The sequence below is a fragment of the Streptomyces sp. NPDC059875 genome, from assembly GCF_042731085.1.
In the GTDB taxonomy this organism is placed as follows: domain Bacteria; phylum Actinomycetota; class Actinomycetes; order Streptomycetales; family Streptomycetaceae; genus Streptomyces.
Map to the genome: position 1 here is coordinate 110,550 of NZ_JBHWJZ010000007.1, position 26,507 is coordinate 137,056.

A 26,507-nucleotide genomic window follows, 5' to 3' on the forward strand; every position below is an offset into this window, starting at 1 on the left:
GTCCACCGGACGGTCCGGTACAAAGGAGAGCCGCCGGGGCGACGGCCATTACACTTTCCGGCCCCCGACTCGTCGACACACCTCGTCAACCGGTGTGCCAGCGACTCACTCGTGCGGTACGACCGCCACCGGGCACGGCGCCAGGTGCAGCGCCGCATGGGCCACCGAGCCGATCCGGGGCCCGATCGCCCCGCGCCGCGCCCGCCGTCCGACCACCAGGAGCCGGGCGGCGCCGGTGGCGGCGAGCAGTACCTGCCCCGCGCTGCCGATCTCCACGTGCTCGGCGACCGGCACCTCGGGGAACCGCTCCCGCCACGGTGCCAGTGCCTCGTGCAGCGCCTTCTCCTCGTACGGGACGAGGCCGCCCGCCTCGTCGGCGAGCGCCATGGACCCGGGGCTGTAGGCGTACAGGGGCGGCAGGTTCCACGCCCGTACCGCGCGGACCGACGCACCCCGGGCCGCCGCCGTCTCGAAGGCGAAGCGCAGTGCCGGCGCGCTGTCCTCCGCCCCGCCCAGCTGACCGACGACGATCTCGCCGCCGTCCGGGTCCTCCTCACCGGCGCCGTCCCGCGAGCGCACCGCCACCAGCGGCCGGTGGGCGGCCGCGATGATCTGCTGACCGTGGGAGCCGAGCAGGAACCCGGCCAACGCACCATGCCCGCGGGAGCCGATGACGAGCATCTCGGCCCGCTCCTCGGTGCTCAGCAGCGCGGCGACCGGGGTGTCGGGCACCACCTCGGCGGTCAGCGTCAGGTCGGGATGGCGCTCGGCGAGCGCCGACTCGGCCTCCCGCAGCACACCGTCGGCCATCCGTTCCTGGCTCGCCCGGTCCTGTTCGAGCGGGATGTCGAGCGGCTGCGAGCGCCAGGCGTGGACCAGCCGCAGGGGCAGGCGCCGACGTCGCGCCTCGCGGGCGGCCCAGTCGGCCGCAGCGAGACTCTCGGGCGAACCGTCCACTCCCACGACGATCTCTCGGCTCATCAGGCTGTCTCCGTCCGTCCGTGGCGGGCCGGGCACGTCGACCCGCTCCTCTCCCTCCCAGCGTGGGACCGTCGGCCGCTTGACGAGAGGGCCGGACGTCCCGACATGACGGTACGTCGGTCCTCGGTCCGCCGCCTCCGCTCACCCCGGGGAGTGGATCACGAGCGCCAGTGGGCGCAGCCCCGACAGGTGCTGAGTCGTCGTCACACCGATGCGCCGGGAGCGTGGGGACCGGCGGCGGCGGCCGAAGGTTCGCCGGACGAGGACGAGCGGCGCGTGGACCTGTGATGACCTCCTTCAGCTCAGTACCGAGACCGGGCCTGCCGTGGCGCGCCGCGCCGGCCGCCGCCGCGACGGCGCTGGTCGTGGGCCTGCTCGCCCCCGCGCTCACAGCGCCCACGGCGGTCCGGGCTTCGACTCCTGCTCCACCGACCCGGGGGACACCCGCACCGGCTGCCCGTGACCTGGTGGGACCGGCGGCTCACGCCCGCAGCGTGAGCCGCGGATGGGTCCCGTTGAGGTAGTGGTCGCCGATGTCGCGGAGCCGGTGGGCGGAGGACGACTGGGCCGTGAGGGCGCGCGCGTTGCGCCAGAAGCGGTCGAAGCCCGGCCCGCCGCCCGAGGCATCGGCGGTCTCCGCGGTGTCGACCAGTTCGAGGATCCGCGTGGTGATCCGGACCGCCGAACTGCTGGTCACCGCCTCGGCCGCGGCGACAAGCACGGCGATGTCGGCGCGCTCCTCGACCCCCAGCGAGCGCTCCGCGCGCAGTCCGCGTGCCAGGGCCTCCGTCGCCCGTTCGACGACCGCCGCGGCGGCGTGGGCCGCCGTGGCCAACTCTCCGTACGCCAGCAGGAGGTACGGGTCCTCCCCGCCGCGTACCGGGTACTCGTCCGGCCCGGTGCGCGGCTCGGTGGGCGGGGGCGCGGCCTGGGTGGCGCGGCTGATGTCCCGGGCCTCCGCGAGCGCCCCCTCGGCGACGCCGAGGGCGACGTGGACCAGGGTCAGCCGCAGGGCGAGCGGGGCCAGGGTCGTGAAGGGAGCCACGGCGTGCTCGTCGCGGGGGAGCACGCCCAGGATGTTCGGGGCGTTCACCGGGACCCGGTCGAAGGTCACGGTTCCGGCGCCCGCGAGGCGTTGGCCGATCCGGTCGGTCCCGGCGTCGGTGAACACGGCGGGATCCGCTGGGTCCACCAGCGCGACCAGGAAGTCACCCGTCCCGGTACACCGCGCCCCCACGATCAGGCGGTCGGCGACGGTGACGCCGGAGGCGAACGAGCGGCGTCCGTCGAGGACGTGACCGCCGTCGACCGGGGTGAGGGTGAGTTCGGGTTCGCCGGCTGTACGTGAGGGCTCGAGGCCGGCTGTACGGGACGGCTCGAGGCTGCCGGCGAGCAGCCACCGCTCCTGTGTCGTGCGCTCCTCGAGGCTCTCCGGGCCGCCCGGCGCCTCGTCGCCTCCCGAGAGGAAGCGGCCGGTCCAGGACAACACGTAGTGGTGGGCGAGGAGTTCGCCGATCGAGCTGTCCGCCGCGGAGATCTCGCGGATCACCGCGCAGGCGGCCCGCAAGTCGGCGCCGCGGCGGCTCGGCCCCGGTGGAGTGAGCAGCGCGGGCAGTCCGGCCTCCCGGAGCCGGGCCACCTCGTCGAAGGGGACCTTGCCGGCCCGGTCCCTGGCCGGCGCGTCGACCGCGAGGTCGTCGGCGAGTTCCCGGGTGACACGGGGCCAGATCTCGTCGTCGGCCGAGCGGACCGCCGGGCGGTCGGGCGGGGAGTCGGCCCGTCCGGAGGTGGGCCGTATCGCTGACTTCTTCGGCGTTCTCACGTCACCTCACATGATCCCTAGTATTCCCACTGGAATAGTAGGGATATTGGCAGAGGGTCGATCGGGGTCCCAAGAGGTGTTCACATCATGGACAGATCAATCTCGCCGGGCGAGACCGGCGTCCGTCAGGGGTTGGTCCATGCCTCGGGGTCCTCCGCCAGCTCGGAGATCCCGTCCGGCAGTTTCGCCGCGGCCACGTCCGCGAGGGACACCCCGTCGAGCACCAGGCGCACGTTCGCCCGCAGGGCGATCCACAGCGTGAGCAGCGATTCGGCCGGTCCCGTGTACGAGAGCTCCGGAGGGCGCACCCCGCGTACCGACACCAGCGGGCCGTCCACACACCGGATCACATCCGCGACGGAGATCGAGTCGGCCGGCCTGGCCAGCCAGTACCCGCCGTTCCCGCCCCGCTGGCTCAGCACCAGACCACCGCGGCGCATGTCGCCGAGGATCCCCTCCAGGAACTTGTGGGAGATGCCCTGGTCCTCCGCGATCGCCTCCGCCTTCACCGGCCCCGCGTCCTGGGCGGCGGCGAGCTGAAGCGCGGCTCGCACCGCGTAGTCGGCCCTGGCTGAGATGCGCATGTGCCGCATTATTCCGCACCGAGGTGACCGGATTCGTACGCCCGGTGAGCGTCATGGAGCTCGCGCCGCGACCGAGGCGGCACGAGCCGTGCCCGGGGCGCGGCGGGAACGGTCTCAGGCGTACGGCGGTTCCCAGTCCTTCTTGACCTCGAAGCGGTAGTCGCGCCGGTCGAGCGTCCGGCCCTCCCCGTCGACCAGCGCGGCGTACACCTCGTAGACCCCGCGCGCCCGCGGCCCGCTCGGGACACGCTCCGGCGGGAGCTCCAGGTCGTACGGGCCGCCGTGCCGGAAGTCCCCGAGCGCCACCTCGCGCCTGCCGATCTCCGCGCCGTCCTTGGTCCGGACGTCGACCACCTTCAGGCCGGTCACCGACGGGCCTTCGACCCGGAAACGCACCACGGCACGGAACTCGGCGCCCTCCTTCACCGTGAACGGGGCCGGGGCCGACCCCGAGGGGGGCACCGGCAGCGTGATGTCGCCCGGGCCGGTGAACCGGAGCGCCAGTCCGAGCAGCCGGACGATACGGCCTTCCTGGAGCGGAAGGGCCGCTGCCGGGTCGGCGAGGGAAACCATGGCGTGCGCGCCTCTCGGGACAGGCCTCGCGGAGGAGGCCGGGGGTGGGACGCACCGCGCCTACCCGATTCGCTCCCGCCCATGCGGGCGGGGTGGGCGCGGCGGGGCGGGTGCGGCCGGGCGCGTGCGGCGGGTGCGGGCCAGGTACGGCGGGCCACCGCGCCGTCTCAGCCGATGCGGCGCCCGGCGAGCGGGGCGGTCGCGTCGCCGCTGCCCGCGCGTACGCCCCGCAGAAAGGCGCCGATGGCCTCCAGGGAGGTCATGGACGGCGCCCAGTCCAGCTCCCGGCGGGCGCGCTCCGTGGACAGCAGCGGGAGGCGCAGCACGGCGTCGAACAGGTCCGGGGACGCGGGGGCCACGCGCAGTTTCCAGGCCGCCGAGAGCAGACCCCGTACCGCGCCGCTCGGCACCTTCACCGCCCGGGCGTCCAGGAGCGACGCCAGGGCCGCGGTGTCGATCACCGGATCCGCCGCCAGGTTGAAGGCGCCTCGGACGTCCCGTACCAGCGCCCGGCGGTAGGCGTCGGCCGCGTCGTCGGTGTGCATCGCCTGGAAGCGGAGCCCTTCCAGCTCGGGCAGGAGCGGCAGCAGGTCGGGGCGCATGAGCCCGCCCGGGAAGAATCGGCCCGCGAAGATCCGGCGCTGCTCGCTCGCCGACTCCTCCTTGAAGAGGAAGCAGGGCCGCATCCGCACCACGCGGGTCTGCGGATGATCGCGCTCGAAGGTGTCCAGGACCCGCTCCAGGTACGCCTTCTCGCGGGTGTACGCGGCGCCGGGCCAGCCGTGGGTCGGCCAGGACTCCGAGACGGGCGCACCGCTTCCGGGACCCGGTGAGTACGCCCCGATCGACGAGGCGCACACCAGGACGGGCACCCGCGCCGCCGCCACCGCGTCGAAGACCCGCAGCGAGCCCAGGACATTGGACCGCCAGGTCTCCGCCGGGGCGTGGGTCGGCTGGAAGCGCCATGCCAGATGGACGACCGCGTCGGCGTCCTCGATGTACTGCGCGAGCCGCGGTTCGTCGCCCTCCAGCGACAGGTCCACCTCGGCCCACGTGACCTTCGACAGCGTCAACGCCGGTGTGCGGCGGGCGAGTCCGAGGACGGAGGCGATCCGCGGCTCCTGTTCCAGAGCCCGGACAAGACTCGTCCCGACATTGCCCGTGGCGCCCGTGACGACCACCTTCAGTCCCTCGCTCGCCTTCATGATTCGACCTTCCGTCATCCCCGGCGGGCGCGCACCCCGGGCCCCGGTCGTGACGGAGTGTGTCCGTGTGGGTCGCGCAGGTGGCGGAGCGACCCGAATATGGAGCGACGGAGCGAAGGGGGCGTGCCAGGAGGACATGATGTTGCTGCCCGACAGAAACACGATCGACCGGCTGCTGCGGCACTACCGGGCCCAGGAGCGCGCCGTCCTGGCCAGGCCGTGCGACCTGTCGATCCGCAGGCGCTTCGAGGACACGGCGTACACGCTGTGCGTGCTGATGGGGGAGCGGACCGCGCGCGAGGCGGTCCACGCGGCCGAGCGGTACGTCGGGAAGGCCGGCCCCGCGCCCCGGCAGGCTCTCGAAGGACTCGCCGGCTCGTGAGATCAGTGGGGCAAAAGTCGCGTTGCGGGGCATGAGAGGGATAGAGGTCCCGTACGGAGCGGAGGGAGGCGGGTGACCCGATGGCGTCGGAGCGGTTCACCGTCACGGCGGCGCCCGGGCCGCAGCCCGGCGTCGTGGTGCTGTCCCTCACGGGCGAGCTCGACCACGACACCGCGGACACGCTGCGCGGGGCGCTGGAGGAGCGCGACGGTGCGGTGCGGATCCTCGTCGACTGCGAGGGACTGCGGTTCTGCGACTCGACCGGTCTGAACGTGCTGCTGCGCGCCCGGCTCCACGCGCTGGAGTCGGGCGGCCGGCTGGAGCTGGCCGGGCTGCGGCCCCCGGTGACCCGGATGTTCGAGATCACGGGCGCGCGGACCGTCTTCCGGGTGTACGAGAACGTGGCCGAGGCGCTCACGGACCGACGGGCGGACGGCTAGGCGGGGGATGGCGGAGGGAGCGGTGGGCGAGGAAGTCGTGGAGGAAGGCCAGGTCCGGCGGCTCATGCTGTTCGGGACCAAGGGCGTGGTGGTGCGCTGCCGCGATTTCACCGCCGAGGCGCTCGCCGACTGGGGCTGGATCCCGGCCGGTGACGACGAGGCGCGGGAGCGCGTCGACGACGTGCTCCTCCTGGTCTCGGAGGTGGTCACCAACGCCTGTCTGCACGCCGGAGGGCCCGAGGAGCTGGTGCTGCGCCACCGCGAGGACCGTCTGCGGGTCGAGGTCTCCGATGCCAACCCGGAGCACCCGCGGCGGCGGCAGCCCCGGGCGCCGTCGCTGCCGGGCGGCCACGGGCTGATGGTCCTGGACCGGCTCGCGGGGGACTGGGGGTCCGAGCCCCGTGAGCGGGGCAAGGTCGTCTGGCTGGAGGTCGGCCGGCCCTCCCGCCCATCCTGGCGCGACGACGGCCGACCCTGACCATCCAGGCTCCCGCAGACGCCGGCCGTGCCACCCGAGGCCTGATTCCCCGGCCGTGCACGCGGGCCTCGATCAGGCGCCGACGGGCCGGGCCCCGAGCCCTGACCGCCCGAACTCGATCCCTCGGGCCTCGATCAGGCCGAGGCGCTGCGGCGCGGGCTGTCGCGGTCCTCGAGGAGTCCCGCCCTGAGCTCGTCCAGGATCCGGGCGAGCAGCCGGGAGATGTGCATCTGCGAGAGGCCGAGCCGCTCGCCGATCTGCGCCTGGGTCAGCTCCTCGCCGAAGCGCAACGCGAGGATCGTGCGATCGCGTGCGTCGAGCCCGGCGATCAGCGGTTTCAGCGACTCCAGCGAGTCGATCAGCTCGAAGGCGCGCTCCTCCCCGCCGAGGCGCCGGGCGCCCGCGGTGACGGCCGACTCGTCGTCGCCGGCCGGGGTGTCGAGCGAGCGGGCGACATAGCCGTTCGACGCCTGCTCGCCCTCCGCCACGCTCTCCTCGCCGATGTGCAGATACGCGGCCAACTCGGCCCGGCTCGGACGCCGGCCGAGGCGCTGCTCCAGGGTGTCGACCGCCTTCGCCAGCTCGATGCGCAGTTCCTGGAGCCGCCGCGGTACCTGGACGGACCAGCTGGTGTCCCGGAAGAAGCGTTTCATCTCGCCGACGATCGTGGGCAGCGCGAACGCCGAGAACTCCACGTCCCGGCCGACCTCGAAGCGGTCGATCGCCTTGATCAGGCCGATCGTGCCGACCTGGACGATGTCCTCCGTCGGCTCCGCTCGATTCCGGAACCGGCGGGCCGCGAACTTCACCAGGCTCAGATTCAGCTCCACCAGGGTGTTCCGTACGTACGCGTGCTCGGGCGTGCCCTCCTCCAGGCCCTCCAAGCGGGCGAAGAGCGCCGTGGACAGGGTCTGGGCGTCCGCCGTGCTCACCTCGGTGGGCCGGTCGATCTCGGGCAGACCGTCCAGCGCACGGCGGCGCACGGCGGCGGGTTCCGTGGACTTCAGCGTGCGGCGGGTGGACATAAGGCTCCCTCGACGGGTGGCGTGGGCCTTCGCCGCCCAGCGGGCGGCGGGGGTCCGTCGTTCGAGCGTCCTGAGAGAAATATTCCCCTTGATGATGGTTTGACACCGTGTGGCCAGGCAAGCGGCACCCTATGACGACGACAGGACGGCACGACGCCGTGCAGGCGCGCCGCTTCGCCCTGCCCGACGGCCCCGGCGTGGTGGGAGAGTGCCGCGACCTCACCCGCCAGGCGCTGCGCGACTGGTTCGGCCCGGTGAGTGGCGCGGAGGAGATCGTCGTCGAGGACGTCCTGCTGCTGGTCTCGGAGGTCGTCACCAACGCGTACACCCATGGTGGCACCCCGTACGAGCTCTGCCTCGACCGCACCGACGGGCGGCTGTGGGTGCAGGTCAGCGACACCAGCCCGGTACGGCCCCGCCCGCACGGCCCGCACGTCGCGAGCCGCTCCTCGGGGCACGGCCTCTATCTGCTCGAACGCCTCTCCACGGCGTGGGGCTCGCTCCCACGCGGCGAGGGCAAGGCGGTCTGGTTCGAGGTGGAGCTGGCGCCAGCCCCCTCCGTAGACACTGCCGCCCGCGCTCCGTAGACACTGCCACCCGCGCACGCCGTGCCTAGAGTGGAGGAGCGGAGCGGGGGCCGTCTCGGGCACGTCCCGTACCCGTGGCGGGACCCGAACCGCGTCCCTGCCGTCTCCGCGCCGCGCGAGGTCAGCGATGGAGAGTTCCCCCCGACCGCCCGCGTCCGAGCCGCGCGTGCCCCCGGAACAGCTGGGCGAGGACGGGCTGGGCAGGCTCCTGGCCGGGCTCACCGCCGTACGAGACGGTGACCTCTCCGTCCGACTCCCGGACTCCGCCGGAGGCATCCTCGGCGAGATCGCGGCCGTCTACAACGACATGGTCGACCAGCTCTCCCTGGTCACCTCCGAGGTCACCCGCGTCGCCAGCGAGGTCGGCGGACAGGGCCTCCTCGGCGGCCGGGCCCGCGAGCCACGGGTGAGCGGCGTGTGGCGCGAGCTGACCTCCGGCGTGAACACCATGGCCGACAACCTGACCTCCCAGGTCAGATCCATCGCCCAGGTCGCGACCGCCGTCGCCCGCGGCGACCTCACCCGGAAGATCCGGGTCGACGCCCGCGGCGAGATCCTGGAGCTGAAGGAGACCATCAACACCATGGTGGACCGGCTGTCCTCCTTCGCCGAGGAGGTCACCAGGGTCGCCCGCGAGGTCGGCACGGAGGGCAAGCTGGGCGGTCAGGCCACGGTCCACGGTGTCTCCGGCACCTGGAAGGACCTCACGGACAACGTCAACTCCATGGCCGACAACCTCACCAACCAGGTGCGCAACATCGCCCAGGTGACCACGTCCGTCGCCCAGGGCGATCTGACCAGCCGGATCGACGTGTCCGCGCGCGGCGAGATCCTGGAGCTCAAGACCACCATCAACACGATGGTCGACCAGCTCTCCTCCTTCGCCGCCGAGGTCACGCGCGTGGCCCGCGAGGTCGGTACGGAGGGCAAGCTCGGCGGTCAGGCCGAGGTCGAAGGCGTCTCCGGCACGTGGAAGCGGCTCACCGAGAACGTCAACGAACTCGCCGGGAACCTGACCCGGCAGGTCCGTGCCATCGCCGAGGTCACCGGCGCCGTCGCCGAGGGCGACCTCACCCGCTCCATCACCGTCGACGCCCCCGGCGAGGTCGGCGAACTGCGGGACAACATCAACGCCATGGTCGAGTCGCTGCGGGCCACCACCCGCGCCAACGAGGAGCAGGACTGGCTCAAGACGAACATCGCCCGGATCGCCGCCCGCATGCAGGGCACCCGCACCCTCGACGCGATCGCCGCGCTCATCATGACCGAGGTGCCGCCGCTGGTCTCCGCGCAGTACGGCGCCTTCTTCCTCGCCCGGCACGACGCGCGCGGCACCGAACTCGTCGTGACCGCGTCCTACGGAGCCCCCGAGGACCCGGCCAGCCCGCCGCGTCGCTTCCGGCTCGGCCAGTCCCTCGTCGGCCAGGCCGCCCACGACCGGCGCACCGTCGTCGTGGAGCGGATCCCGGTCGGGTACGCCACCGTCGCCTCCGCGGCGGGCTCCGGCGAACCGGTCACGCTGATCATCCTGCCGATCGTCGTCGAGGACCAGGTCCTCGGCGCCGTCGAACTCGCCTCGCTCCAGCCCTTCACCGCCATCCACCGCGACTTCCTCGAACAGTTCGTGGACACCGCGGGAGCCGTCGTCAGCTCGCTCGTCGCCAACCTCCGCACCGACGAACTCCTCGCCCAGTCCCAGCGGCTCACCGACGAATTGCGCTCCCGCTCCCAGGAGTTGCAGGCACGACAGCAGGAACTGCAGCGGTCCAACGCCGAACTGAAGGAGAAGGCGGCGCTGCTCGCCGAACGCAACAAGGACATCGAGTCCAAGAACCTCGTCATCGAACAGGCCCGCCAGGAGCTGGAAGCGCGCGCCCAGCAGCTCTCCCGCACGTCCATGTACAAGTCCGAGTTCCTGGCGAACATGAGCCACGAGCTGCGCACGCCGCTCAACAGCCTGCTGATCCTGGCCCGTCTGCTCGCCCAGAACCCGGAAGGGAACCTGACGGAGAAACAGGTCGACTACGCCGAGGTCATCCACTCGGCCGGCTCCGACCTGCTCCAGCTGATCAACGACATCCTCGACCTGTCCAAGGTCGAGGCGGGCAAGATGGACATCCGGCCCGAACGGTTCCCGCTCCACCAGCTCCTGGAGTACCTGGAGGCGACCTTCGGTCCGGTGGCCGACGAGCGCGGGCTGACGTTCTCCGTCACGGTCTCCTCGGACGTGCCCGAGGAGCTGACCACCGACGAGTCGCGGCTGCGGCAGATCCTGCGCAACCTGCTGTCCAACGCGCTGAAGTTCACCGACGAGGGCGGGGTGGAGCTGACGATCGAGTACGCCGGCCAGGACGAACCGCCGGCCACGCTGCGCGGGAGCGGACCGGTGCTCGCCTTCCACGTCAGCGACAGCGGCGTCGGGATCCCCGCCGAGCGGCTCGAGGGGATCTTCGGCGCCTTCCAGCAGGGCGACGGCACCACGGCCCGCCGCTACGGAGGCACCGGACTCGGGCTCTCCATCAGCCGCGAGGTCGCCGGCCTCCTCGGCGGCGCCATCGACGTCCGCTCCACCGCGGGGCAGGGAAGCCGGTTCACCTTCTACCTGCCCGCCCCCAGGACGGCTCCCGCGGGCGCGCCCACCGGCCCCGGGGCGGCGGCCGCCGACGCGGGCACGGAGACGGCCACTGGCAGCCAGGGGCAGCCCGCCACCGGCGGCGAAGACCCCCGGGCGGCCGGCCGCACCGTCCTCGTGGTCGACGACGACGTGCGCAACGTCTACGCGCTGACGGAAGTGCTCGAGGGCCACGGCGTCCGGGTGCTCCAGGCGGACAGCGGCCGCGCCGGCCTCGACCTGCTCGCGTCTCACGACGAGGTGGAACTCGTCCTGATGGACGTCATGATGGCCGGTCTGGACGGGTACGCCACCACCGACGCCATCCGGAACCTGCCCGGCCGCGCCCACCTGCCCGTCATCGCCGTCACCGCCAAGGCCATGCCCGGCGACCGGGCCCGGGCCCTGGCCGCCGGGGCCAGCGACTACGTGGCGAAGCCCGTCGACGCGGACGAGCTGATGGCCAAGGTCCGGCAGTGGCTGGCCGGATGACACCGCGTCGGCGGGTCGGACGACGCCGTGTCCGGGTTCCTCGGAACCCTCTCGTCACCGTACGAGGACCGCGACGATGCTCGTGTCGTCGTCCGTGTCACCGGTGGCCGCGCCGAGCAGCCGTTCCACCTGCTCGTCCGGCGGGTAGCCGCTGAGCCGTTCCGCCGCCGCGACGAGCTGCGTGAGCCCGTGGTCGAGACCGTCGTGGCGCCGTTCGACCAGCCCGTCCGTGTAGAGCAGCAAGGTGTCGCCGGATTGCAGCGGGGTGCGGCGCTCCTGGTACGCGTACGAGGGCACCGCGCCCAGCAGGATGTCCTGCGGCGGGTCGAGGAGCCGCGCCACACCGTCGCGCAGGAGCAGCAACGGCAGGTGCCCGGCGCTCGACCAGACAAGCCCGTGGTCCTCGGGGTCGTACAGCGCGCACACCGCGGTCGCCGTGGGGTATCCGCTGGTGCGCAGCGTCATCTCGTTGAGCCACTCCATCAGCCGCCGCGGTGAGTCGCCGGTGCACGCCAGGCCGCGCTGGGCGTTGCGGAGCGCCACCATGCCGGTGACCGAGTCGATGCCGTGCCCCGCCACGTCGCCGACCGCCACGAGGACCTTGCCGCTCGGCAGCGGCTGGACGTCGTACCAGTCGCCTCCCACCCGGTACTCCTCGGCCGCGGGCCGGTAACGGGCCGCCACCACCAGGCCGGGCAGCTCCTGCAGATCGGGGACCTCCGGCACGATCGCCTGCTGGAGCTGCAGGGCCGTCTGGTGCCTGAGCTCGGCCTGCGTCCGTACGGCGGTGAGCTGGTCGAACGTCGCGGTCAGCGCGGCCTCGGTGCGCCGGCTCGCCGACACGTCCTGGTACACCCCGGCGAGACCGACGACCGTACCCGCGTCGAGGAGCGGCTCCGCCGCCACCCGGACATGGCGCACCGCCCCGTCCCCGAGCACGATCCGCAGCACGGTCTGCGCGCCCGTGCGCCGCTCCACCAGCGTTCTCAGCAACTCGGTCAGCGCCTCGCCGTCCTCCGGGTGCACCAGCCCCCGCAGGCCCAGGAGGGGTACCGGAGGCTCGTCACGAGTCCTGCCGAAGACGGCGTACGCCTGCTCCGACCACACCGTGTCGCCGCCCGTCAGGCTGTCCTGGAAGAGGGCCACGCTCTGCAGCCGGGACACCGCACGCTCCGAGGCGAGCCCCGGGTCGGTGGCGTCGTGCCACAACACCACGGCCCGCTCGTCGCCCGCCGGCAGCACGCGCACGTCCAGGAGCGGCGCCGGATCGCCCGGACCGGGGTCCGCCGACGCGGGCAGCCGGGCCACCCGCTGGGTGCGCGCGGTCCGGTGGGCGCGTCGCGCGAGATGCGCGAGATCCGCGTGGACCCGGGGGAGGGCGAGCGACAGGGAACGGTCCTCGGCGGGAGGCGCGCCGCCGAGAGCCGCCACGGCGTACTCGTTGAGGTGCTCGACGGTCGGCGGCGCGCCTCCCGACGGGGCGATCTTCAGCAGCATCGCGGGATGGGCGAGGGCGTCCAGGGCGTCCACCAGGACCGGAGTGGCCGGCGGGGGCGAGTCCGCCGCGTCGAGAACGGTGCCGGCCACGTCCGTCAGGCCCACCAGGGCCCTGCGCAGCGCGTCGTCGAACGCGACCGGCCCCGGCCAGGCGACCAGCGCCAGGCCGACCGTCGTACCGCGCAGGCGCAGGGGGAGCAGCGCCCGCGCCGCGCGGGGCGCGGGACCCGGCAGCACCTCGCCGTCCTCGGGGCCGGAGTCCAGCCAGACCGGCGAACCGTCGGAGAGCGCCGAACGGAACGCGGGAGGTGCCGACGGGGGGATCCACTGCCAGGCGGCCGCCTCCGCGGCCCCGACGCCCGCGTGACCTGCCAGGCGCAGACATCCCCACGCGTCGCGCCGCCAGAGCCACAGGCTCTCCGCGCCGAGCGGCACGAGTCCGCCCTCCAGGAGCGCGTGCGCCGCCTCGCCGACGGTGTCCTTCGTCTCGGCCGCCGTCGCCGCGCGCCTCGCGCGCCGCTCGTCGGGGGTGCTGAACACGACGGGCGGGCCCGCGGGCTCGTCCGGCGCGGGAACCGTGGACTCGGCGCCGGTCGCGGTGCGTGCCGCGGTGGGGCGGGTCGTGCCCTCGGCGGCGGGACCGGCGACGGCGTTGACGATGTCGGCGGCGAGATCCTCGATGCCGAGGCCGGTCGCGTGGGAGAGGGAGTCCAGGTGCTCCGCCGCATCGGCCGGGGACGCGCCGAGCTGGGCGGCGAGCACACCCGTGGCCAGATCGATCAGATGCCGGCGGCCCAGTTCGGCGCGCAGCCGTCTGTTCTCGGCCGACAGGCCGCTGGTGCCGGGCTCAGGAGCGCCCGCCGCAGACGTCGTCACGACTCCTCCCGTCCCTCCACCGAGTGGTTGTCCGGAATGATCGCGTCCGCTCCGGATTCTACCGGTCCGGCCCGCCCGGGTGTCTGCTCGCTCGGGTGTCTGAACGCGCTCCGCCGGGGTACCCGCCCGGGCGGAACGGCTCCGACGGCCACGTGGGAGGTGTCGGCGATGGACGAGGCCCGCCTCTCGCAGCGTGAGCGGCGCATCCTGGCCGAGATCGAGGACGCGCTGAGCGAGGACGAAGCGCTGGAGCGCGGACTCCGCACGATGCGACGCGGGCGGCGCGGGGGACGCCGCCGACAAGGGCGCAGGGGAGAGCGTGCGGGAGGGGGCCGGTCCGCCGTGGTGGGTGTCGCCCTGCTGGGGGTGGTCACCCTCGGCCTGCTCGCCCTCGCGGTCGCCACCGGGAACCCCGCCCTGATCTGGGCCTTCGCAGCGGTGTGGGTGCTGACCCTGTGGTGTCTGCTGCGCCTGGTCATCCGCTGGTCCCGGCACCTCAGGCCGAGGTCCTGGCCGACCGGCAAGCCGTGAGGAGAGGAGCGCGCCATGCCCCGTGGATCGAGCCCCAAGCGCGAACGACAGTACGAGCACATCAAGGAGAGCGCGAAGGACCGCGGTGAGAGCGAGAAGCGCGCCAAGGAGATCGCGGCGCGCACCGTCAACAAGGAACGCGCCCGCGCCGGTGAGTCGAAGACCGCGAGCAGGAGCTCCCTCGAGGACATGTCCTCCTCCCGACGCGGCGGAAAGCGCTCGCACAGCGGCGCCCAGGGCCCGACGTACGACCAGCTCTACGCGGAGGCGCAGCGGCGCAACGTCCACGGCCGCTCGTCCATGGACAAGGCGGAACTGAAGCGGGCGCTCGGCCGCTGAGCGACCGAGGTCGATTGTCAGTGGTGCCCGGCACGATGGACACCATGACAACGACTTCGGTACTTGCCGATGCCGCCGCGTACGCGCAGGCGGTCGTGGACGCCAAGCAGGCCGCCGCGGCCTACTACGCGGGCGGCACGTCCCCGCTCGACGACGACGCCTACGACCGCCTCGGCCGGGCGATAGCCGCATGGGAGGCCGCCCACCCGGACCAGGTGCGAGCGGACTCCCCGACCGGCAAGGTCGCCGGGGGCGCGGCGGACGGCGACGTCCCCCACACCCGGCCGATGCTCTCGCTCGACAACGTCTTCTCGGCCGAGCAGTTCACGAGTTGGGCCGCGTCCCTGGAGCGCCGGATCGGCCGCGGCGTCGAGCGGTGGAGCGTCGAGCCGAAGCTCGACGGACTGGCCATCGCCGCCCGTTACGAGCACGGGCGGCTGACCCGCCTCGTCACACGGGGCGACGGAACGGCCGGTGAGGACGTGTCGCACGCGAGGGGCACGATCGTCGGGTTGCCGGAGCGACTCGCCGAGCCCGTCACCGTCGAGATCCGCGGCGAAGTGCTGATGACCACCCAGCAGTTCGAGACGGCCAATCCGATACGGGTCGCCCACGGCGGCGAACCCTTCGCCAACCCGCGCAACGCGGCGGCCGGGACGCTGCGCGCCAAGGACCGCCCGTACACGGTGGAGATGACCTTCTTCGCCTACGACATGCTCCCGCTGACCACGGACGACGCCCAGGCCCCGGACGAGGACGGCCTGGACGACCTCGCGCACAGCGAGCTGATCGCGCGGGCGGTCGCCCTCGGCCTGCACACCTCGGGCGCCACGGCCGTGCCCGGCCGCACGGTCACCGGCACGGAGGAGGTGCTTGCCCGCGTCGCGGAGATAGCCGCGCTGCGCGCCGAACTGCCGTTCGGGATCGACGGGATCGTGATCAAGGCCGATCTCGCCGCGGACCGGCGCGAGGCCGGCGCGGGCTCCCGCGCGCCGCGCTGGGCCATCGCGTACAAGCTCCCCGCCGTGGAGAAGGTCACCCGCCTGGTCGCGGTCGAATGGAACGTGGGTCGTACGGGTGTCATCGCGCCCCGCGCCGTCCTGGAGCCGGTGGAGATCGACGGCAGCACCGTCACGTACGCCACGCTGCACAACCCCTCCGACATCACCCGCCGCGATCTGCGCCTGGGCGACCACGTGATGGTCTACAAGGCGGGCGACATCATTCCGCGGGTCGAGGCGCCCGTCGCCCATCTGCGGACCGGTGAGGAGGAGCCGATCGGCTTCCCCGAGACCTGCCCGCAGTGCGGCTCGGAGATCGACCGCAGTGAGCAGCGCTGGCGGTGCGCCCGCGGACGCGACTGCCACCTCGTGGCCTCCCTGTCGTACGCCGTGGGCCGCGACCAGCTCGACATCGAGGGGCTCGGCGCGAGCAGGATCGTCCAGCTCGTCGACGCCGCCCTGGTCGCGGACGTGGCCGACCTGTTCACCCTCACCCGCGAGCAACTGCTCGGCCTGGACCGGATGGGGGAGACCAGCACCGACAACCTCCTCGCCGCGATCGACACCGCGCGCACCCGGCCGCTCGGCCGCGTGCTGTGTGCCCTCGGCATCCGGGGGACGGGGCGTTCCATGTCCCGTCGCATAGCCCGCCACTTCGCCACCATGGACGCCGTCCGGGCGGCCGACGCGGAGGCGATGCAGCAGGTCGAGGGGATCGGCGCGGAGAAGGCGCCGGTCGTCGTCGCGGAGTTGGCCGAGCTCGCCTCGGTCGTGGACAAGCTCGTCGCCGCCGGGGTGAACATGACCGAGCCCGGAGCCACCCCGCCGCCCCCGCCGGGGACCGAGCCCGATTCCGGGCCCGACGCCGCCTCCGACGCGACGGCCGGCCCGCTCGCGGGGCTGTCGGTGGTCGTCACCGGTGCCATGACCGGCCCTCTGGAGGCTCTGAGCCGCAACCAGATGAACGAGCTGATCGAGCGCGCCGGCGGCAAGTCGTCCTCCAGCGTCTCCAAGCGCACCGGCCTGGTCGTCGCGGGCGAGAAGGCCGGCTCCAAGCGGACGAAGGCCGAGGAACTGGGCGTCCGGCTGGTGGACCCGGAGGAGTTCGCCACCCTGCTCGGCGACTTTCTGCCGGCCTGACCCGGCCCCGGGAGACCGGAAGCCGGTCAGAGCGCCTCGGCGCCCCGGGCGAACCGGGCCCGTACCGCGTCGATACAGGTGTCCCGTGACGTCGGGCCGCCGAAGCGCAACCGGTCGTACGCCGTGAAGGCGGGCTCCAGCCGGTCGAGCTCGTCGACGAGCGCGTGCAGCGCCTCTGCCCACCTCGGTGCCCCCACGTCAGGGGCCTGTTCGGCGGCGCCGATCGCGGCCGTCAGCTGCTCCTTGCGCTGGATCGTCTCCGGAGTGACCGTGTGGAGACAGACGTACTGTCCGCTCAGGTACGCCTCCCACTCCGCCGCGCCCACGGCCGGGTCGTCCCAGTGGGCGGTGAACCAGGAGCGCAGCCGGTCCGGTCCGCCGGCCTCCTCGGCGAGAAGGAACAGCGAGGTCGGCACCATCTCCGTACCGTCGGAGCGCAGATAGCCTGGCAGCGGCAGCAGCCCGTCCAGCATCTGCCGCCTGGTCTCGTCGACATCGCGGCCCTGAGCCGCGCACACGTCGCCCAGGGCGGTGAACTGCGACGTGACGTAGGCGTCGTCCGCCGACGTCATCGGATGGTCGCCGTTCACCGCGCGGAAGCGGTCGGCCAGCAGCCGCCGCAGGTCCGGTCCGGACATCATGTACCCCCTTCGGGAACGCCACAGGGTCCCTCCCTGACGGCGTTCCCGAAGGTTAGGTGCCGGATCCTGCGGTGCTCACCGAACCGTGGTGAGCACCGGCGGCGGCCGTCAGACGCCCTCGTCGCCCCGCCCGGGCGAGCGGCGGCGCCACCACCACAGGGAGAGCGCGGCGCCCAGCGACGCCCCCACCAGCGCCAGGGGCATCCCCGCCCAGGGACGGGAGGGGATGTCGCGGGAGACGTCCTTCCCCGGCGCGGCGAGAGCGGCCGTGTCCGCCGACACCGCTGCCCGCCCCGCCTCCGGACCGGACTCCGGACCGGCCTGCGGCACCGCCTCGCGCGGCGACCTGGCGTTCGCCGCCTGCTTCACCGCCTCCTTCACCGCCTCCTTCGTCGTCTCCTTCGTCGTCTCCTTCGTCGTCTTTTTCACCGTCTTCTTCTTCGCCCCGTCCCGTACGGGCGCCAGGGACCCCACCGGCTGGACCCGGCCGGCCGCGTCGAAGCCCCAGTCGAGAAGCGTGCGGGCCTCCTCGTACACCGCGAACCCGCCGCCCGACTGCGGGTTCATCACCGACACCACCAGCGTCCGCGAGCCCCGCCGCGCCGCCGCGATCAGCGTGTTCCCGGCGCCGCTCGTGTAGCCGTTCTTGACCCCGAGGAGCCCGGGATAGCGGTCCACCCCGTCCGCGCCGGTCAGCAGCCTGTTCGTGTTGGCGATGCCGTACGACCAGCTCCCGGACGGGAAGTCGGCGTAAGCCGTGGAGGAGTACCGGACGAACGCCGGGTCCTGCAGCCCGGCCCGGCCGAAGACCGCCAGATCGTAGGCCGACGACACCTGCCCCGGCGCGTCGTACCCGTCGGGCGACACCACCCGCGTGTCGCGCGCCCCCAGCGCGCGGGCCTTCTCCTGCATCTGACGGGCCATGGACTTCCAGCCGCCGTTCATCGCCGCGAGCACCCGCACGGCGTCGTTGCCCGAGCTGAGGAAGACCCCGTTCCACAGGTCCGACACCTTGTACGTGTAACCCGCCTGCACCCCGACCAGGCTGCTCCCGTGGCCGATGCCCTCCAGCTCCGACTCCGTGACGGTGTGCCGCTGCTCCTGGTCGACACGGGGGAGCGCGGTCACCGCGAACAGCGTCTTGAGCGTGCTGGCGGGTGGCAGCCGGCGGTGCGCGTTGCGCGCCGCCAGGACCTCGCCGGTCGAGGCGTCCGCCACGAGCCACGACAGCGCGGAGACGTCCGAGGGCGCGTCCGGTCCGCCGGGAAGGGGGTGGGCCTGGGTTCCCGAGCGGTAGAGCCGGGCGGGGTCGATGAAGCGGGCTGCGGGAGGCGTGGGTTCGGTGACGGAGGAAGCGGTGGCCGCCGGGACGGGCAGCACGAGCAGCAGCGCCGCGGTACCGGCGGCAACCTGACGGACAGCTGACGTGACGATCATTCAGCCACCGTAGGAAGTGCGGGCGGAGCCCGCAGAACGTAGTGCGCCGACCGGCGTACGGAACGTGGCGGACGGGCGGTGTCGCGGCGCGAGGCGTCCGGCGGTGTCCGGAGAGACACGGCTCGGTCCCAGGACCCGTGGCGGGTGGCGACCAGCCGCCCGTAGACGATCATGTGGGCGACCGGTGGCCGGCTTGTCGGTGGGGCAGGGCATCCTGGTGACGTGTCCTCACTTCCGTACCAGAGCACGCCCGTTCCTCCCGAGCAGCCCGTGGAGCGTCCGCCCGCCGCCGACCCGCAGGGCGCGCCGTTCGGCGCACCCGTGCTCCGGGGCGAGCGGCCGCCCCAGCCCGCGCCGGTCGGCCACATGATCGTCAGCGGGGACGACGTCCTCGGCCACCGGCTCGCGGGCGAACTCCTTGAGGTGTACGGGGAGCGGGTCACCCTGCTCGTGCCGGCGCGTGGCGACGCCCCGCAGCGGCCCGCGGGACGTCCGGGTCGCGCCTCCGCGCTCTTCGGGCGGGTGACCGCCGCCGTGACGCGTACCGCCGTCGGAGAACAGCGGGGCGTGCCCGCCGGCCGTTCCGTCCGCGTCGTGGAGACGGCCGAGGTCGACGACGCGGTGCTGCTCGACGCGGGGGTGGAGCGGGCCGCCGCCCTCGCCCTCGTCCACGACGACGACGAGGCGAACATCCGCGCCGCGCTCGCCGCGCGCCGCCTGAACCCACGGCTGCGCCTGGTCATCCGGCTCTACAACCGCAAGCTCGGCCAGCACCTGGAGACGCTCCTGGACCAGGCCGCCGCCGTCGCCGAGCCCTGTCTCGACCCCAAACTGCTCGACGCGTCGACGACCGTGCTCTCCGACGCGGACACGGCGGCCCCCGCCCTCGCGGCCACCGCCGTCGCCGGCACGAGCAAGGTCGTGCAGGCCGGCGGTCTGCTGCTGCACGCCGTCGAGCGGACTCCGCCCGCCCGGGGCGAGGTCGTCGACCCGGGACTGTGCACGCTCGCCCTGCTGTCGGCGACCACCAACGACCCGGCCGGCTGCGAGGGCTCGGAGCGCAGCGGCGACCAGGGGCCGCTGCTCCTGCCCGACGACGGGGCGGTCCCCGCCGCTCCAGGCCGGGGCACGGTCGCGCTCGAAGCGATCTCGTACGCCGGACCGACCCTGCCCTCGAACCGGTTCGGCGCCTCCGCTCTGCCCGTCGGCTCGCTCTTCTCCCGCCGGTTGCGCTGGTCGCTCGCGGGGGTGGCGGCCGCCGTCGGCGCGATCGCCCTCGCCTCCTGGCTCAGCACCGGGGACCACCCCCTGCACGCCGCCTATCTGACGCTCCTCGACCTCTTCGCCATCGGGGAACCGGCCGTCGGGGAGACGACGAGCCGTCAGGTGCTGCAGATCCTCGCGGGCTTCGTGGGCCTGCTGCTGATGCCCGTCCTGATCGCGGGCATCCTGGAGGCGCTCGGCACCTTCCGGACGGCCACCTCGCTGCGGCGCCCGCCGCGCGGTCTGTCCGGCCATGTGGTGCTCCTCGGCCTCGGCAAGGTCGGCACGCGCGTCCTGGCGCGACTGCGTTGGCTGAACATCCCCGTGGTGTGCGTCGAGTCCGATCCGGAGGCGCGCGGTATCGCGCTGGCGCGCCGACTGCGCGTACCCACCGTCATCGGGGACGTCACCGAGGAAGGGGTCCTGGAGGCCGCCCGTATCCACCGGGCCCACGCCCTGCTCGCCCTGACCAGCGTCGACATCACCAACCTGGAGGCCGCGCTCTCCGCCCGCGCCGTCAAGGCCGACCTCCGGGTCGCTCTGCGGCTGTACGACGACGACTTCGCCACCGCCGTCTACCGCACCCTGCGCGCCGCCCACCCCGACGCCCTCACCCGCAGCCGCAGCGTCTCCCACCTGGCCGCGCCCGCCTTCGCCGGCGCCATGATGGGCCGCCAGATCCTGGGCGCCATCCCGGTGGAGCGCCGCGTGCTGCTGTTCGCGGCCGTGGAGGCCGCGGGCAACCCGCTGCTGGAGGGCCGGACGGTGGCGCAGGCGTTCCGTCCGGGGGCCTGGCGGGTGATCGCCCTGGCGACCGGTTCGGCGCCCCTCGGCCGCCATGGCGCGGGGCTCGTCTGGCAACTGGAGGCGGACCGCGTCCTGGAGCCCTGGGACCGGGTCGTGATCGCCGCGACCCGCCGCGGCCTCGCCGAACTCCTCGGCCACCGCCCCCGCCAGGCCGCCTCGGACCCGGCCGGCTGAGGAACGGGCGGGTGACCAACTCCGCACAACCGGGACCGGGTTGACCGTAGGATCTGAGCGCTCGTGAGCCGAATCGGACCGCCTTCGCCGTCAGGAGTGCCCCGTTGAACGATTCGCCGTACCGCCTCGACCCCGCCGGCGGCTGCCCGCACGCGGCCAACGCCCGGCTGCTCGCCCAGGGCGCCGTGACCCCCGTCGTGCTCCCCGGCGAGGTCGCGGGCATGGCGGTACTCGGCCACGACGCCCTGCGCGACTTCCTCTCGCACCCCGACGTCGCCAAGAACGCACGGCACTTCACTGCCCTCGCCGAGGGCCGCATACCTGAGGGCTGGCCGCTCCGCACCTTCGCCACCGTCCAGGGCATGACCACGGCCGACGAGACCGACCACCGTCGGCTGCGCTCGCTGGTCAGCAAGGCGTTCACCGCGCGGCGGGTCGAGGAGCTGCGGCCCAGGGTCGAGACCGTGACCGCCGGACTCCTCGACCGGCTCGCCGAGGCCGCCGACGCCGGCGAAGGCGTCGCCGACCTGCGCCGTCACTTCGCCCTTCCGCTGCCCCTCGGGGTCATCTGCGAACTCCTTGGCGTGGACGAGGAGCACCAGGACCGGCTGCACCACCTCTCCGGCCAGGTCGTCGCCACCGACATCGCCCCCGCGCAGGCCGTGGCCGCCAACAGGGAACTCCTCGAGGTCCTCACCGCCATCGCCGCGGATCGTGCCGGCCGGCCGGGCGACGACCTCACCAGCGCCCTGATCGCCGCACGCGACGAAGGCGGAGACCGGCTCAGCCAGCCCGAACTCATCGGCACCCTGGTGCTGATGATCATCGCCGGTCACGAAACCACCCTGAACCTCGTCACGAACGCCGTCCGCGCCCTGTGCACCCACCGCGACCAGCTCGCGCACCTCGCCGAAGGACGCGCCGACTGGTCCGACGTCGTCGAGGAGACCCTGCGCTGGGACAGCCCCGTGAGCTACTTCCCGTTCCGCTATCCCACGCGCGACCTGACCGTCGACGGCACGCTGATCCCGAAGGGCACCCCGGTCCTGGCGGGCTACTCGGCGGCCGGCCGTGACACCAAGGCCCACGGCCCGGACGCCGACCGCTTCGACATCACCCGGGTCCCCGCCGCCAAGCACCTCTCTCTGGGCCACGGCCCCCACTACTGTCTGGGCGCCCCGCTCGCCCGCATGGAGGCGACGATCGCCCTGGAAGTGCTCTTCACCCGCTTCCCCGACCTGGACCTCGCCGTCCCGGAGGGGGAGCTGACCCGCCACGCGAGCTTCGTCGGCAACAGCGTCCGCACCCTCCCCGTACGCCTGCGGTAGCGCTCATCCCGTCCGGCCGAGGTCGCCCGCGGGTGAGCCGCGCAGCGCCGAGACGAGGCGCAGCAACTGCGCCTCGTTGCCCGAGAAGCCGGCGGCGCGCAACGCCTCGTCGGCTTCGGCCATGGGGTGGGTGAGCATCGCCGCGGCGTACGGCACGAGGTGCGGATCCGTCAGCACCGCCTGGGTGGATTCCAGGAGGCGAAGGTACGCCTGGGCAGCGGCGCGCTCACGGGCGGTGATGGTGGTCATGTCGGGCTCCCTCTCGACAGGTTGGACCCTTCCACCCTCTCCTACGGGTCTGACAATGAGGCGGCAGGCGGCGCCGCTCGGGATGTCCGAACCGCCAGGGGAACCCGCACGCCCGTGTCAGGAACCGTTCCGTGACGTTGGCACTCATGACCCATGGGACCGGGAGACGGCGCACCGCCGTACCTCCCACGGTCCTCACGGCTGACCACAGTTCGTGCGCCGTACCGATCGAGTCGAGGAAGAAACGTGTCCCTTTCGTCACACCGACGCCTGACCGTGAGCGCCACCCTCATCGCCGCGCTCGCCGCCGGCATCGCCCCCGCCACCGCGTCCGCCGCACCCGTCACCTCCCTCAACCCCGCCACCTCCACGGTCCCCACCACTCCCGCCCCCGACATGGAGGGCGTACGCGCCGCCCTGGACGCCGCCATGGCCAACGGGGCACCGGGCGCGATGGCCCGCTTCACCGGCCCCGGTGGCGTGCAGACACGGTCCGCCGGCGTCCGCGACCGGGTCACGGGCGCGGCCATGGACACGCGGGCACGCTTCCGGATCGGCAGCGTCAGCAAGACCTTCTCCTCCGTGGTGCTGCTGCAGCTGGTGGACGAGGGCAGACTGGAGCTCGACGCGCCGGTCAACGGCTACCTGCCCGGACTGCTCCCCGACGACCGGATCACGGTGCGTCATCTGCTCACCCACCGCAGCGGGTTGGCGGACTACACCGACGCGATGTTCCAGCACACCGTGCCCGGCTTCGAGGCCGTTCGGAACAGAGTCTTCAGCCACCAGGAGCTGGTGGACCTCTCGCTGAGCGAACCGCGCACCACGGAGCCCGGCGTCGCGTACAAGTACTCGAACACGAACTTCGTCGTGGTCGGCATGCTCATCGAAAAGGCCACCGGCAGGCCGGTGGCCAAGGAGTACGAGCGCCGCATCATCAAGCCGCTGGGGCTGCGCAACACCTCCTACGTCCACCCCGACACCCGGATCCAGGGTCTGCACGCACGCGGCTACCTGCACCCCGACGAGGCCGGCGCCCCGCTCGTCGACTCCACGGAACAGACCGTGTCCTGGGCCCAGTCGGCCGGCGCGGTCATCTCCAGCACCGCCGACCTGAACACCTTCACGACCGCGTTGATGCGGGGCAGACTGCTGTCGCCCCGGATGCTCGACGCCATGACCACGGTCACCCCGACGGACACGACCAACACCCGCTTCTACGGGCTCGGTCTGCGCCGCTACGACCTGTCCTGCGGCACCCAGGTGTACGGACACACCGGCACCGTCCAGGGCTTCTACACCTACGCCTTCGCCACCCGGGACGGCCGCCGCAGCCTCGCCGCGCTGGCCAACACCTCCAACCGGGGCGCGGCCAACACGGCGCTCGGCGGGACGCTGGAGGCCGCGTTCTGCGGCAAGAAGCCGCCCACTGCCGCCTCGTCGCCCTCGGCGCGCGCCTTCTCGACGCTCCCGGCGGAGGAGGACCTGCCCGAGCACCGCTGAGGCCGGCCGGGGCCGTTGAGGCGCGGCCCGTGAGATGAAGGGCCCGCGGTGGTCCCTGCCGTCCGGCAGGGACCACCGCGCGCCGTCGCGGTCGCCCCGGGCCGGTCGGAGGCCGCGCGGCCCCCATAGGGTGACCCCATGCCTGCCACGTTGAGTTCCACGAAAACCGCCGCCGCGCTGCGCACCGCAGCACGCGTCTCCGCCGAGTCGCTGCTGGTCCTCGTGATGGCCGCCGTGAGCCTGTGGATCGTGGGCCGCATGTGGCCGGTCGTCTGGCCGCTCATAGTGGGCCTGTTCCTCACCACCCTCACCTGGCCCCTGACCCGTTTCCTGCGGCGGCACGGGTGGCGCCCCGCACTGGCCGCGGCTGCCGTGACCGTCCTGTTCCTCCTGCTCGTCACCGGCACCGTCGCGCTGATCGCGGTGCCGGTGACGTCCCAGTCCGGCGAGCTGGCCGACGGTGTGGTCGAAGGCATCCAGAAGCTGCGCGAGTGGGCCGCCGGGCCGCCCCTGAACATCGGCGACGACCAGATCTCCGGCGCCTTCGACACCGCGATGACCCGCCTCCAGGACAGCGTCGGCAGCATGGTCACCGCCGTCGCCTCCGGGGTCGGCACCGTGTTCAACGGCATCGTCACCGCCGTCCTGGCGCTCTTCCTGATGTTCTTCTTCCTCAAGGACGGGCCGCGGTTCCTGCCGTGGCTCGCCCGGCAGCTCCCCGGCCGGCTCGCCACCGACATCCCGGTCGTCGCCGAGCGCGGCTGGGAGACCCTGGGCACGTTCGTGCGCTCCCAGGCCTTCGTCGGCCTGCTCGACGCCGTCTTCATCGGCCTCGGACTGTGGATCCTGGACGTGCCCCTGGTCCTCCCGCTGGCCGTGCTCACCTTCGTGTCCGCGTTCGTGCCGATCGTGGGTGCGCTGTTCGCCGGCCTCGTCGCCGTGCTCATCGCGCTGGTGTCGAACGGCCCGACCGACGCGCTGATCGTGCTGGGGATCATCGTCGTCGTGCAGCAGCTGGAGGGCAACGTGTTCCAGCCCATGATCCAGAGCCGCGGGCTCGGCCTCCATGCCGCCGTGGTCCTGCTGGCAGTGACCTTGGGCGGCAGCCTGGCCGGCATCGTGGGCAGCCTGCTCGCCGTGCCGACCGCCGCGCTGATCGCCGTGGTCTGGAACTACGTACGCGAACAGCTCAGCGAACCCCTGGCGGAACCGGAGACCGACGAAGCGGGAACCGGCGAACCGGCGATCGACGAGCCGCGCACCGATGGACCGCACACCGGTACGCCTGTCCCGTCATAGGACGTCGTCCCGCCCGTCGAGCCTCTCGGCGAGCCGGTCGAGGAAGACCCGCTGGCCCGACACGAGGAGTGGAGCGGCCGCCGCGGGGGCGAACCAGCCGACCCGGTCGATCTCCGGGAACTCCCGCTGGACGCCCGAACCGCGCGGCCACTCCATGGTGAACGTCCCCGGCACGATCCGGGTCGGGTCGAGATCGGCCTCGACCGCCCAGACCGTGACGGTCTTTCCGTTCGCCTGCCGCGCCTCGCCGAGCGCGATCCGCTCGCCGTCCGGCGCCGGCAGGCCGAGCTCCTCCTCGAACTCACGGCGGGCGGCGGCCTCCGGCGGCTCCTCGGGGCCGTACTCGCCCTTGGGGATCGACCAGGCCGAGACGTCCTTGGAGGACCAGAACGGCCCGCCCATATGGCCGATGAGCACCTCGAAGCCACCGTCGCCCGTCCTGCGGAAGAGAAGAAGCCCGGCGCTGCGCTTGTCCGACATGGCGTCCAGTGTGGCGGAACGGGTCAGATGCCGCAGCTGCTCGCCGACCAGAAGCGGGAGGCACGGGTGTCCACATGCGCGTGGTCGCCGTGGCCCGGGTAGCCGGGGCCGAGAATCCCGTTGAAGCCGTGGTTGCGCGCCTGCTTGGCCAGGGTGCAGAGCGAGGGCGACCCCGTCAGGTCGATCCCGTCGCCGTACAGGTGCCGGCTGTCCGACGCCCCGCCGACCGCCGAGTTGCAGGCGTACGAGCGGAAACCGCTGCTCACCGAGATCGGGACGTCGCCGAGCGCGTGGCGCATCGCCTCCAGCTTCCACATCGCTCGCAGGGCGTTCGACCTGGCGGTGGCCGCGCTGACGGCGCCGCCGGAGAAGTCGCTGTTGCACTTGTTCAGCTCGGCGTAGGTGAAGTGGATCGGCGTGCAGTCGGCGTCCTGAAGGGCGTACAGCTTCGAGAAGGTCGCGGGACCCGCGACGCCGTCGGCGGCCAGTCCGTACGCCTGCTGGAAGCGGGTCACCGCGGCCTTCGTGGCGGGGCCGTAGTCGCCGTCGACGCCCAGCACGGCGCCGTAGCCGGGATATCCCGCGACCCGGATCTGCAGCTGGGTCACGTCCGCGCCGGACATGCCCGAGGACAGGGTGCGGCCCCAGGTGTAGCACTCGTCGGCGTGCGCCGTTCCGGAGGTGGCGACCGTGCCCGCCAGGGCGGCGACCACCACCAGGACCATCGAGAGCAGGGATCTGACCAAGCGCCGGGCCATGACA

At 73.1% G+C, this 26,507-nt stretch carries 24 protein-coding genes; 12 read left to right on the forward strand and 12 right to left on the reverse strand.

Translation table 11 applies throughout. The features are described 5' to 3' along the window. Positions 1 to 105: 105 nt before the first annotated feature. The 5 genes from ACFV9D_RS11055 to ACFV9D_RS11075 all read right to left on the reverse strand — a co-directional run bounded on the left by ACFV9D_RS11055 (position 106) and on the right by ACFV9D_RS11075 (position 5,165). Positions 106 to 981: a universal stress protein gene (locus ACFV9D_RS11055; RefSeq protein WP_385144004.1), complete on the reverse strand. Its 876-nt coding sequence runs from the start codon at positions 979 to 981 to the stop codon at positions 106 to 108. Between the two features lie 481 nt (positions 982 to 1,462). After that, positions 1,463 to 2,803: an acyl-CoA dehydrogenase gene (locus ACFV9D_RS11060; protein WP_385144006.1), complete on the reverse strand. Its 1,341-nt coding sequence runs from the start codon at positions 2,801 to 2,803 to the stop codon at positions 1,463 to 1,465. A 125-nt stretch (positions 2,804 to 2,928) separates the two neighbouring features. Continuing rightward, positions 2,929 to 3,387, reverse strand: a complete 459-nt coding sequence (locus ACFV9D_RS11065; RefSeq protein WP_385144008.1) for an RrF2 family transcriptional regulator — start codon at positions 3,385 to 3,387, stop codon at positions 2,929 to 2,931. Positions 3,388 to 3,501: 114 nt separating this feature from the next. Next, positions 3,502 to 3,960 (reverse strand): hypothetical protein, encoded by a 459-nt coding sequence (locus tag ACFV9D_RS11070; RefSeq protein ID WP_385144010.1) that lies wholly within the window; start codon positions 3,958 to 3,960, stop codon positions 3,502 to 3,504. A 167-nt stretch (positions 3,961 to 4,127) separates the two neighbouring features. Further along, complete coding sequence (locus tag ACFV9D_RS11075; RefSeq protein ID WP_385144012.1) at positions 4,128 to 5,165, reverse strand: NAD-dependent epimerase/dehydratase family protein; 1,038 nt, start codon at positions 5,163 to 5,165, stop codon at positions 4,128 to 4,130. 139 nt (positions 5,166 to 5,304) lie between these two features. Between ACFV9D_RS11075 and ACFV9D_RS11080 the strand changes: the two genes are divergently transcribed. From ACFV9D_RS11080 to ACFV9D_RS11090, 3 genes are all read left to right on the forward strand, one after another. Then, a complete protein-coding gene (locus ACFV9D_RS11080; RefSeq protein ID WP_385144014.1) occupies positions 5,305 to 5,547 on the forward strand; it encodes a DUF5133 domain-containing protein in 243 nt (80 codons plus the stop codon). Positions 5,548 to 5,627: 80 nt separating this feature from the next. Then, positions 5,628 to 5,987, forward strand: coding sequence for an STAS domain-containing protein (locus ACFV9D_RS11085; protein WP_385144016.1), 360 nt, complete (start codon positions 5,628 to 5,630; stop codon positions 5,985 to 5,987). Positions 5,988 to 6,009: 22 nt separating this feature from the next. Then, the gene (locus ACFV9D_RS11090) at positions 6,010 to 6,465 is read left to right on the forward strand and encodes an ATP-binding protein (RefSeq protein WP_385144018.1); all 456 of its coding nucleotides are present in this window, start codon (positions 6,010 to 6,012) and stop codon (positions 6,463 to 6,465) included. 134 nt (positions 6,466 to 6,599) lie between these two features. On the opposite strand, the gene ACFV9D_RS11095 is transcribed toward ACFV9D_RS11090, so the two are convergent. Beyond that, positions 6,600 to 7,490, reverse strand: coding sequence for a SigB/SigF/SigG family RNA polymerase sigma factor (locus ACFV9D_RS11095; protein ID WP_385144020.1), 891 nt, complete (start codon positions 7,488 to 7,490; stop codon positions 6,600 to 6,602). A gap of 131 nt (positions 7,491 to 7,621) precedes the next feature. Here ACFV9D_RS11095 and ACFV9D_RS11100 point away from each other — a divergent pair, with 131 nt between their 5' ends. Together ACFV9D_RS11100 and ACFV9D_RS11105 are read left to right on the forward strand one after the other, a co-directional pair. Beyond that, positions 7,622 to 8,077: an ATP-binding protein gene (locus tag ACFV9D_RS11100; protein WP_385144022.1), complete on the forward strand. Its 456-nt coding sequence runs from the start codon at positions 7,622 to 7,624 to the stop codon at positions 8,075 to 8,077. A gap of 127 nt (positions 8,078 to 8,204) precedes the next feature. Further along, on the forward strand, positions 8,205 to 11,180 hold the full coding sequence (locus tag ACFV9D_RS11105) for a HAMP domain-containing protein (RefSeq protein ID WP_385144024.1): 2,976 nt from the start codon (positions 8,205 to 8,207) through the stop codon (positions 11,178 to 11,180). 54 nt (positions 11,181 to 11,234) lie between these two features. Here ACFV9D_RS11105 and ACFV9D_RS11110 read toward each other — a convergent pair whose 3' ends face one another. Next, complete coding sequence (locus ACFV9D_RS11110; RefSeq protein WP_385144026.1) at positions 11,235 to 13,553, reverse strand: SpoIIE family protein phosphatase; 2,319 nt, start codon at positions 13,551 to 13,553, stop codon at positions 11,235 to 11,237. Positions 13,554 to 13,721: 168 nt separating this feature from the next. Here ACFV9D_RS11110 and ACFV9D_RS11115 point away from each other — a divergent pair, with 168 nt between their 5' ends. From ACFV9D_RS11115 to ligA, 3 genes are read left to right on the forward strand one after another with little or no spacing between them, the layout of a single operon-like run. Continuing rightward, on the forward strand, positions 13,722 to 14,084 hold the full coding sequence (locus tag ACFV9D_RS11115) for a hypothetical protein (protein WP_385144028.1): 363 nt from the start codon (positions 13,722 to 13,724) through the stop codon (positions 14,082 to 14,084). A gap of 15 nt (positions 14,085 to 14,099) precedes the next feature. Then, entirely contained in the window at positions 14,100 to 14,423 is a 324-nt protein-coding gene (locus ACFV9D_RS11120; RefSeq protein WP_385144030.1) for a plasmid stabilization protein, read from the forward strand. Positions 14,424 to 14,467: 44 nt separating this feature from the next. Further along, positions 14,468 to 16,564, forward strand: coding sequence for an NAD-dependent DNA ligase LigA (ligA, locus tag ACFV9D_RS11125; protein ID WP_385144032.1), 2,097 nt, complete (start codon positions 14,468 to 14,470; stop codon positions 16,562 to 16,564). 26 nt (positions 16,565 to 16,590) lie between these two features. On the opposite strand, the gene ACFV9D_RS11130 is transcribed toward ligA, so the two are convergent. Both ACFV9D_RS11130 and ACFV9D_RS11135 read right to left on the reverse strand, forming a co-directional pair. After that, positions 16,591 to 17,202 carry a DUF6058 family natural product biosynthesis protein gene (locus ACFV9D_RS11130; RefSeq protein WP_385144034.1) on the reverse strand — a complete coding sequence of 204 codons (612 nt, stop codon included), beginning with the start codon at positions 17,200 to 17,202 and terminating at the stop codon, positions 16,591 to 16,593. A 111-nt stretch (positions 17,203 to 17,313) separates the two neighbouring features. Then, complete coding sequence (locus ACFV9D_RS11135) at positions 17,314 to 18,642, reverse strand: D-alanyl-D-alanine carboxypeptidase family protein (protein ID WP_385144036.1); 1,329 nt, start codon at positions 18,640 to 18,642, stop codon at positions 17,314 to 17,316. A 366-nt stretch (positions 18,643 to 19,008) separates the two neighbouring features. On the opposite strand from ACFV9D_RS11135, the gene ACFV9D_RS11140 reads away from it, so the two are divergent. Both ACFV9D_RS11140 and ACFV9D_RS11145 read left to right on the forward strand, forming a co-directional pair. Beyond that, on the forward strand, positions 19,009 to 20,886 hold the full coding sequence (locus ACFV9D_RS11140) for an NAD-binding protein (protein ID WP_385144339.1): 1,878 nt from the start codon (positions 19,009 to 19,011) through the stop codon (positions 20,884 to 20,886). A gap of 104 nt (positions 20,887 to 20,990) precedes the next feature. Further along, positions 20,991 to 22,214 (forward strand): cytochrome P450, encoded by a 1,224-nt coding sequence (locus ACFV9D_RS11145; protein WP_385144038.1) that lies wholly within the window; start codon positions 20,991 to 20,993, stop codon positions 22,212 to 22,214. Positions 22,215 to 22,217: 3 nt separating this feature from the next. On the opposite strand, the gene ACFV9D_RS11150 is transcribed toward ACFV9D_RS11145, so the two are convergent. Further along, positions 22,218 to 22,463 (reverse strand): hypothetical protein, encoded by a 246-nt coding sequence (locus tag ACFV9D_RS11150; RefSeq protein WP_385144040.1) that lies wholly within the window; start codon positions 22,461 to 22,463, stop codon positions 22,218 to 22,220. 246 nt (positions 22,464 to 22,709) lie between these two features. Between ACFV9D_RS11150 and ACFV9D_RS11155 the strand changes: the two genes are divergently transcribed. Beyond that, positions 22,710 to 23,966 (forward strand): serine hydrolase domain-containing protein, encoded by a 1,257-nt coding sequence (locus ACFV9D_RS11155; RefSeq protein WP_385144042.1) that lies wholly within the window; start codon positions 22,710 to 22,712, stop codon positions 23,964 to 23,966. A 138-nt stretch (positions 23,967 to 24,104) separates the two neighbouring features. Continuing rightward, positions 24,105 to 25,265, forward strand: coding sequence for an AI-2E family transporter (locus tag ACFV9D_RS11160; protein WP_385144044.1), 1,161 nt, complete (start codon positions 24,105 to 24,107; stop codon positions 25,263 to 25,265). On the opposite strand, the gene ACFV9D_RS11165 is transcribed toward ACFV9D_RS11160, so the two are convergent. Together ACFV9D_RS11165 and ACFV9D_RS11170 are read right to left on the reverse strand one after the other, a co-directional pair. Beyond that, a complete protein-coding gene (locus ACFV9D_RS11165; protein WP_385144046.1) occupies positions 25,260 to 25,745 on the reverse strand; it encodes an NUDIX domain-containing protein in 486 nt (161 codons plus the stop codon). The two genes, ACFV9D_RS11160 and ACFV9D_RS11165, sit on opposite strands and share 6 nt — an antisense overlap. 23 nt (positions 25,746 to 25,768) lie before the next feature. Beyond that, positions 25,769 to 26,503, reverse strand: a complete 735-nt coding sequence (locus tag ACFV9D_RS11170) for a D-Ala-D-Ala carboxypeptidase family metallohydrolase (protein WP_385144048.1) — start codon at positions 26,501 to 26,503, stop codon at positions 25,769 to 25,771. Between the last annotated feature and the right edge of the window lie 4 nt (positions 26,504 to 26,507).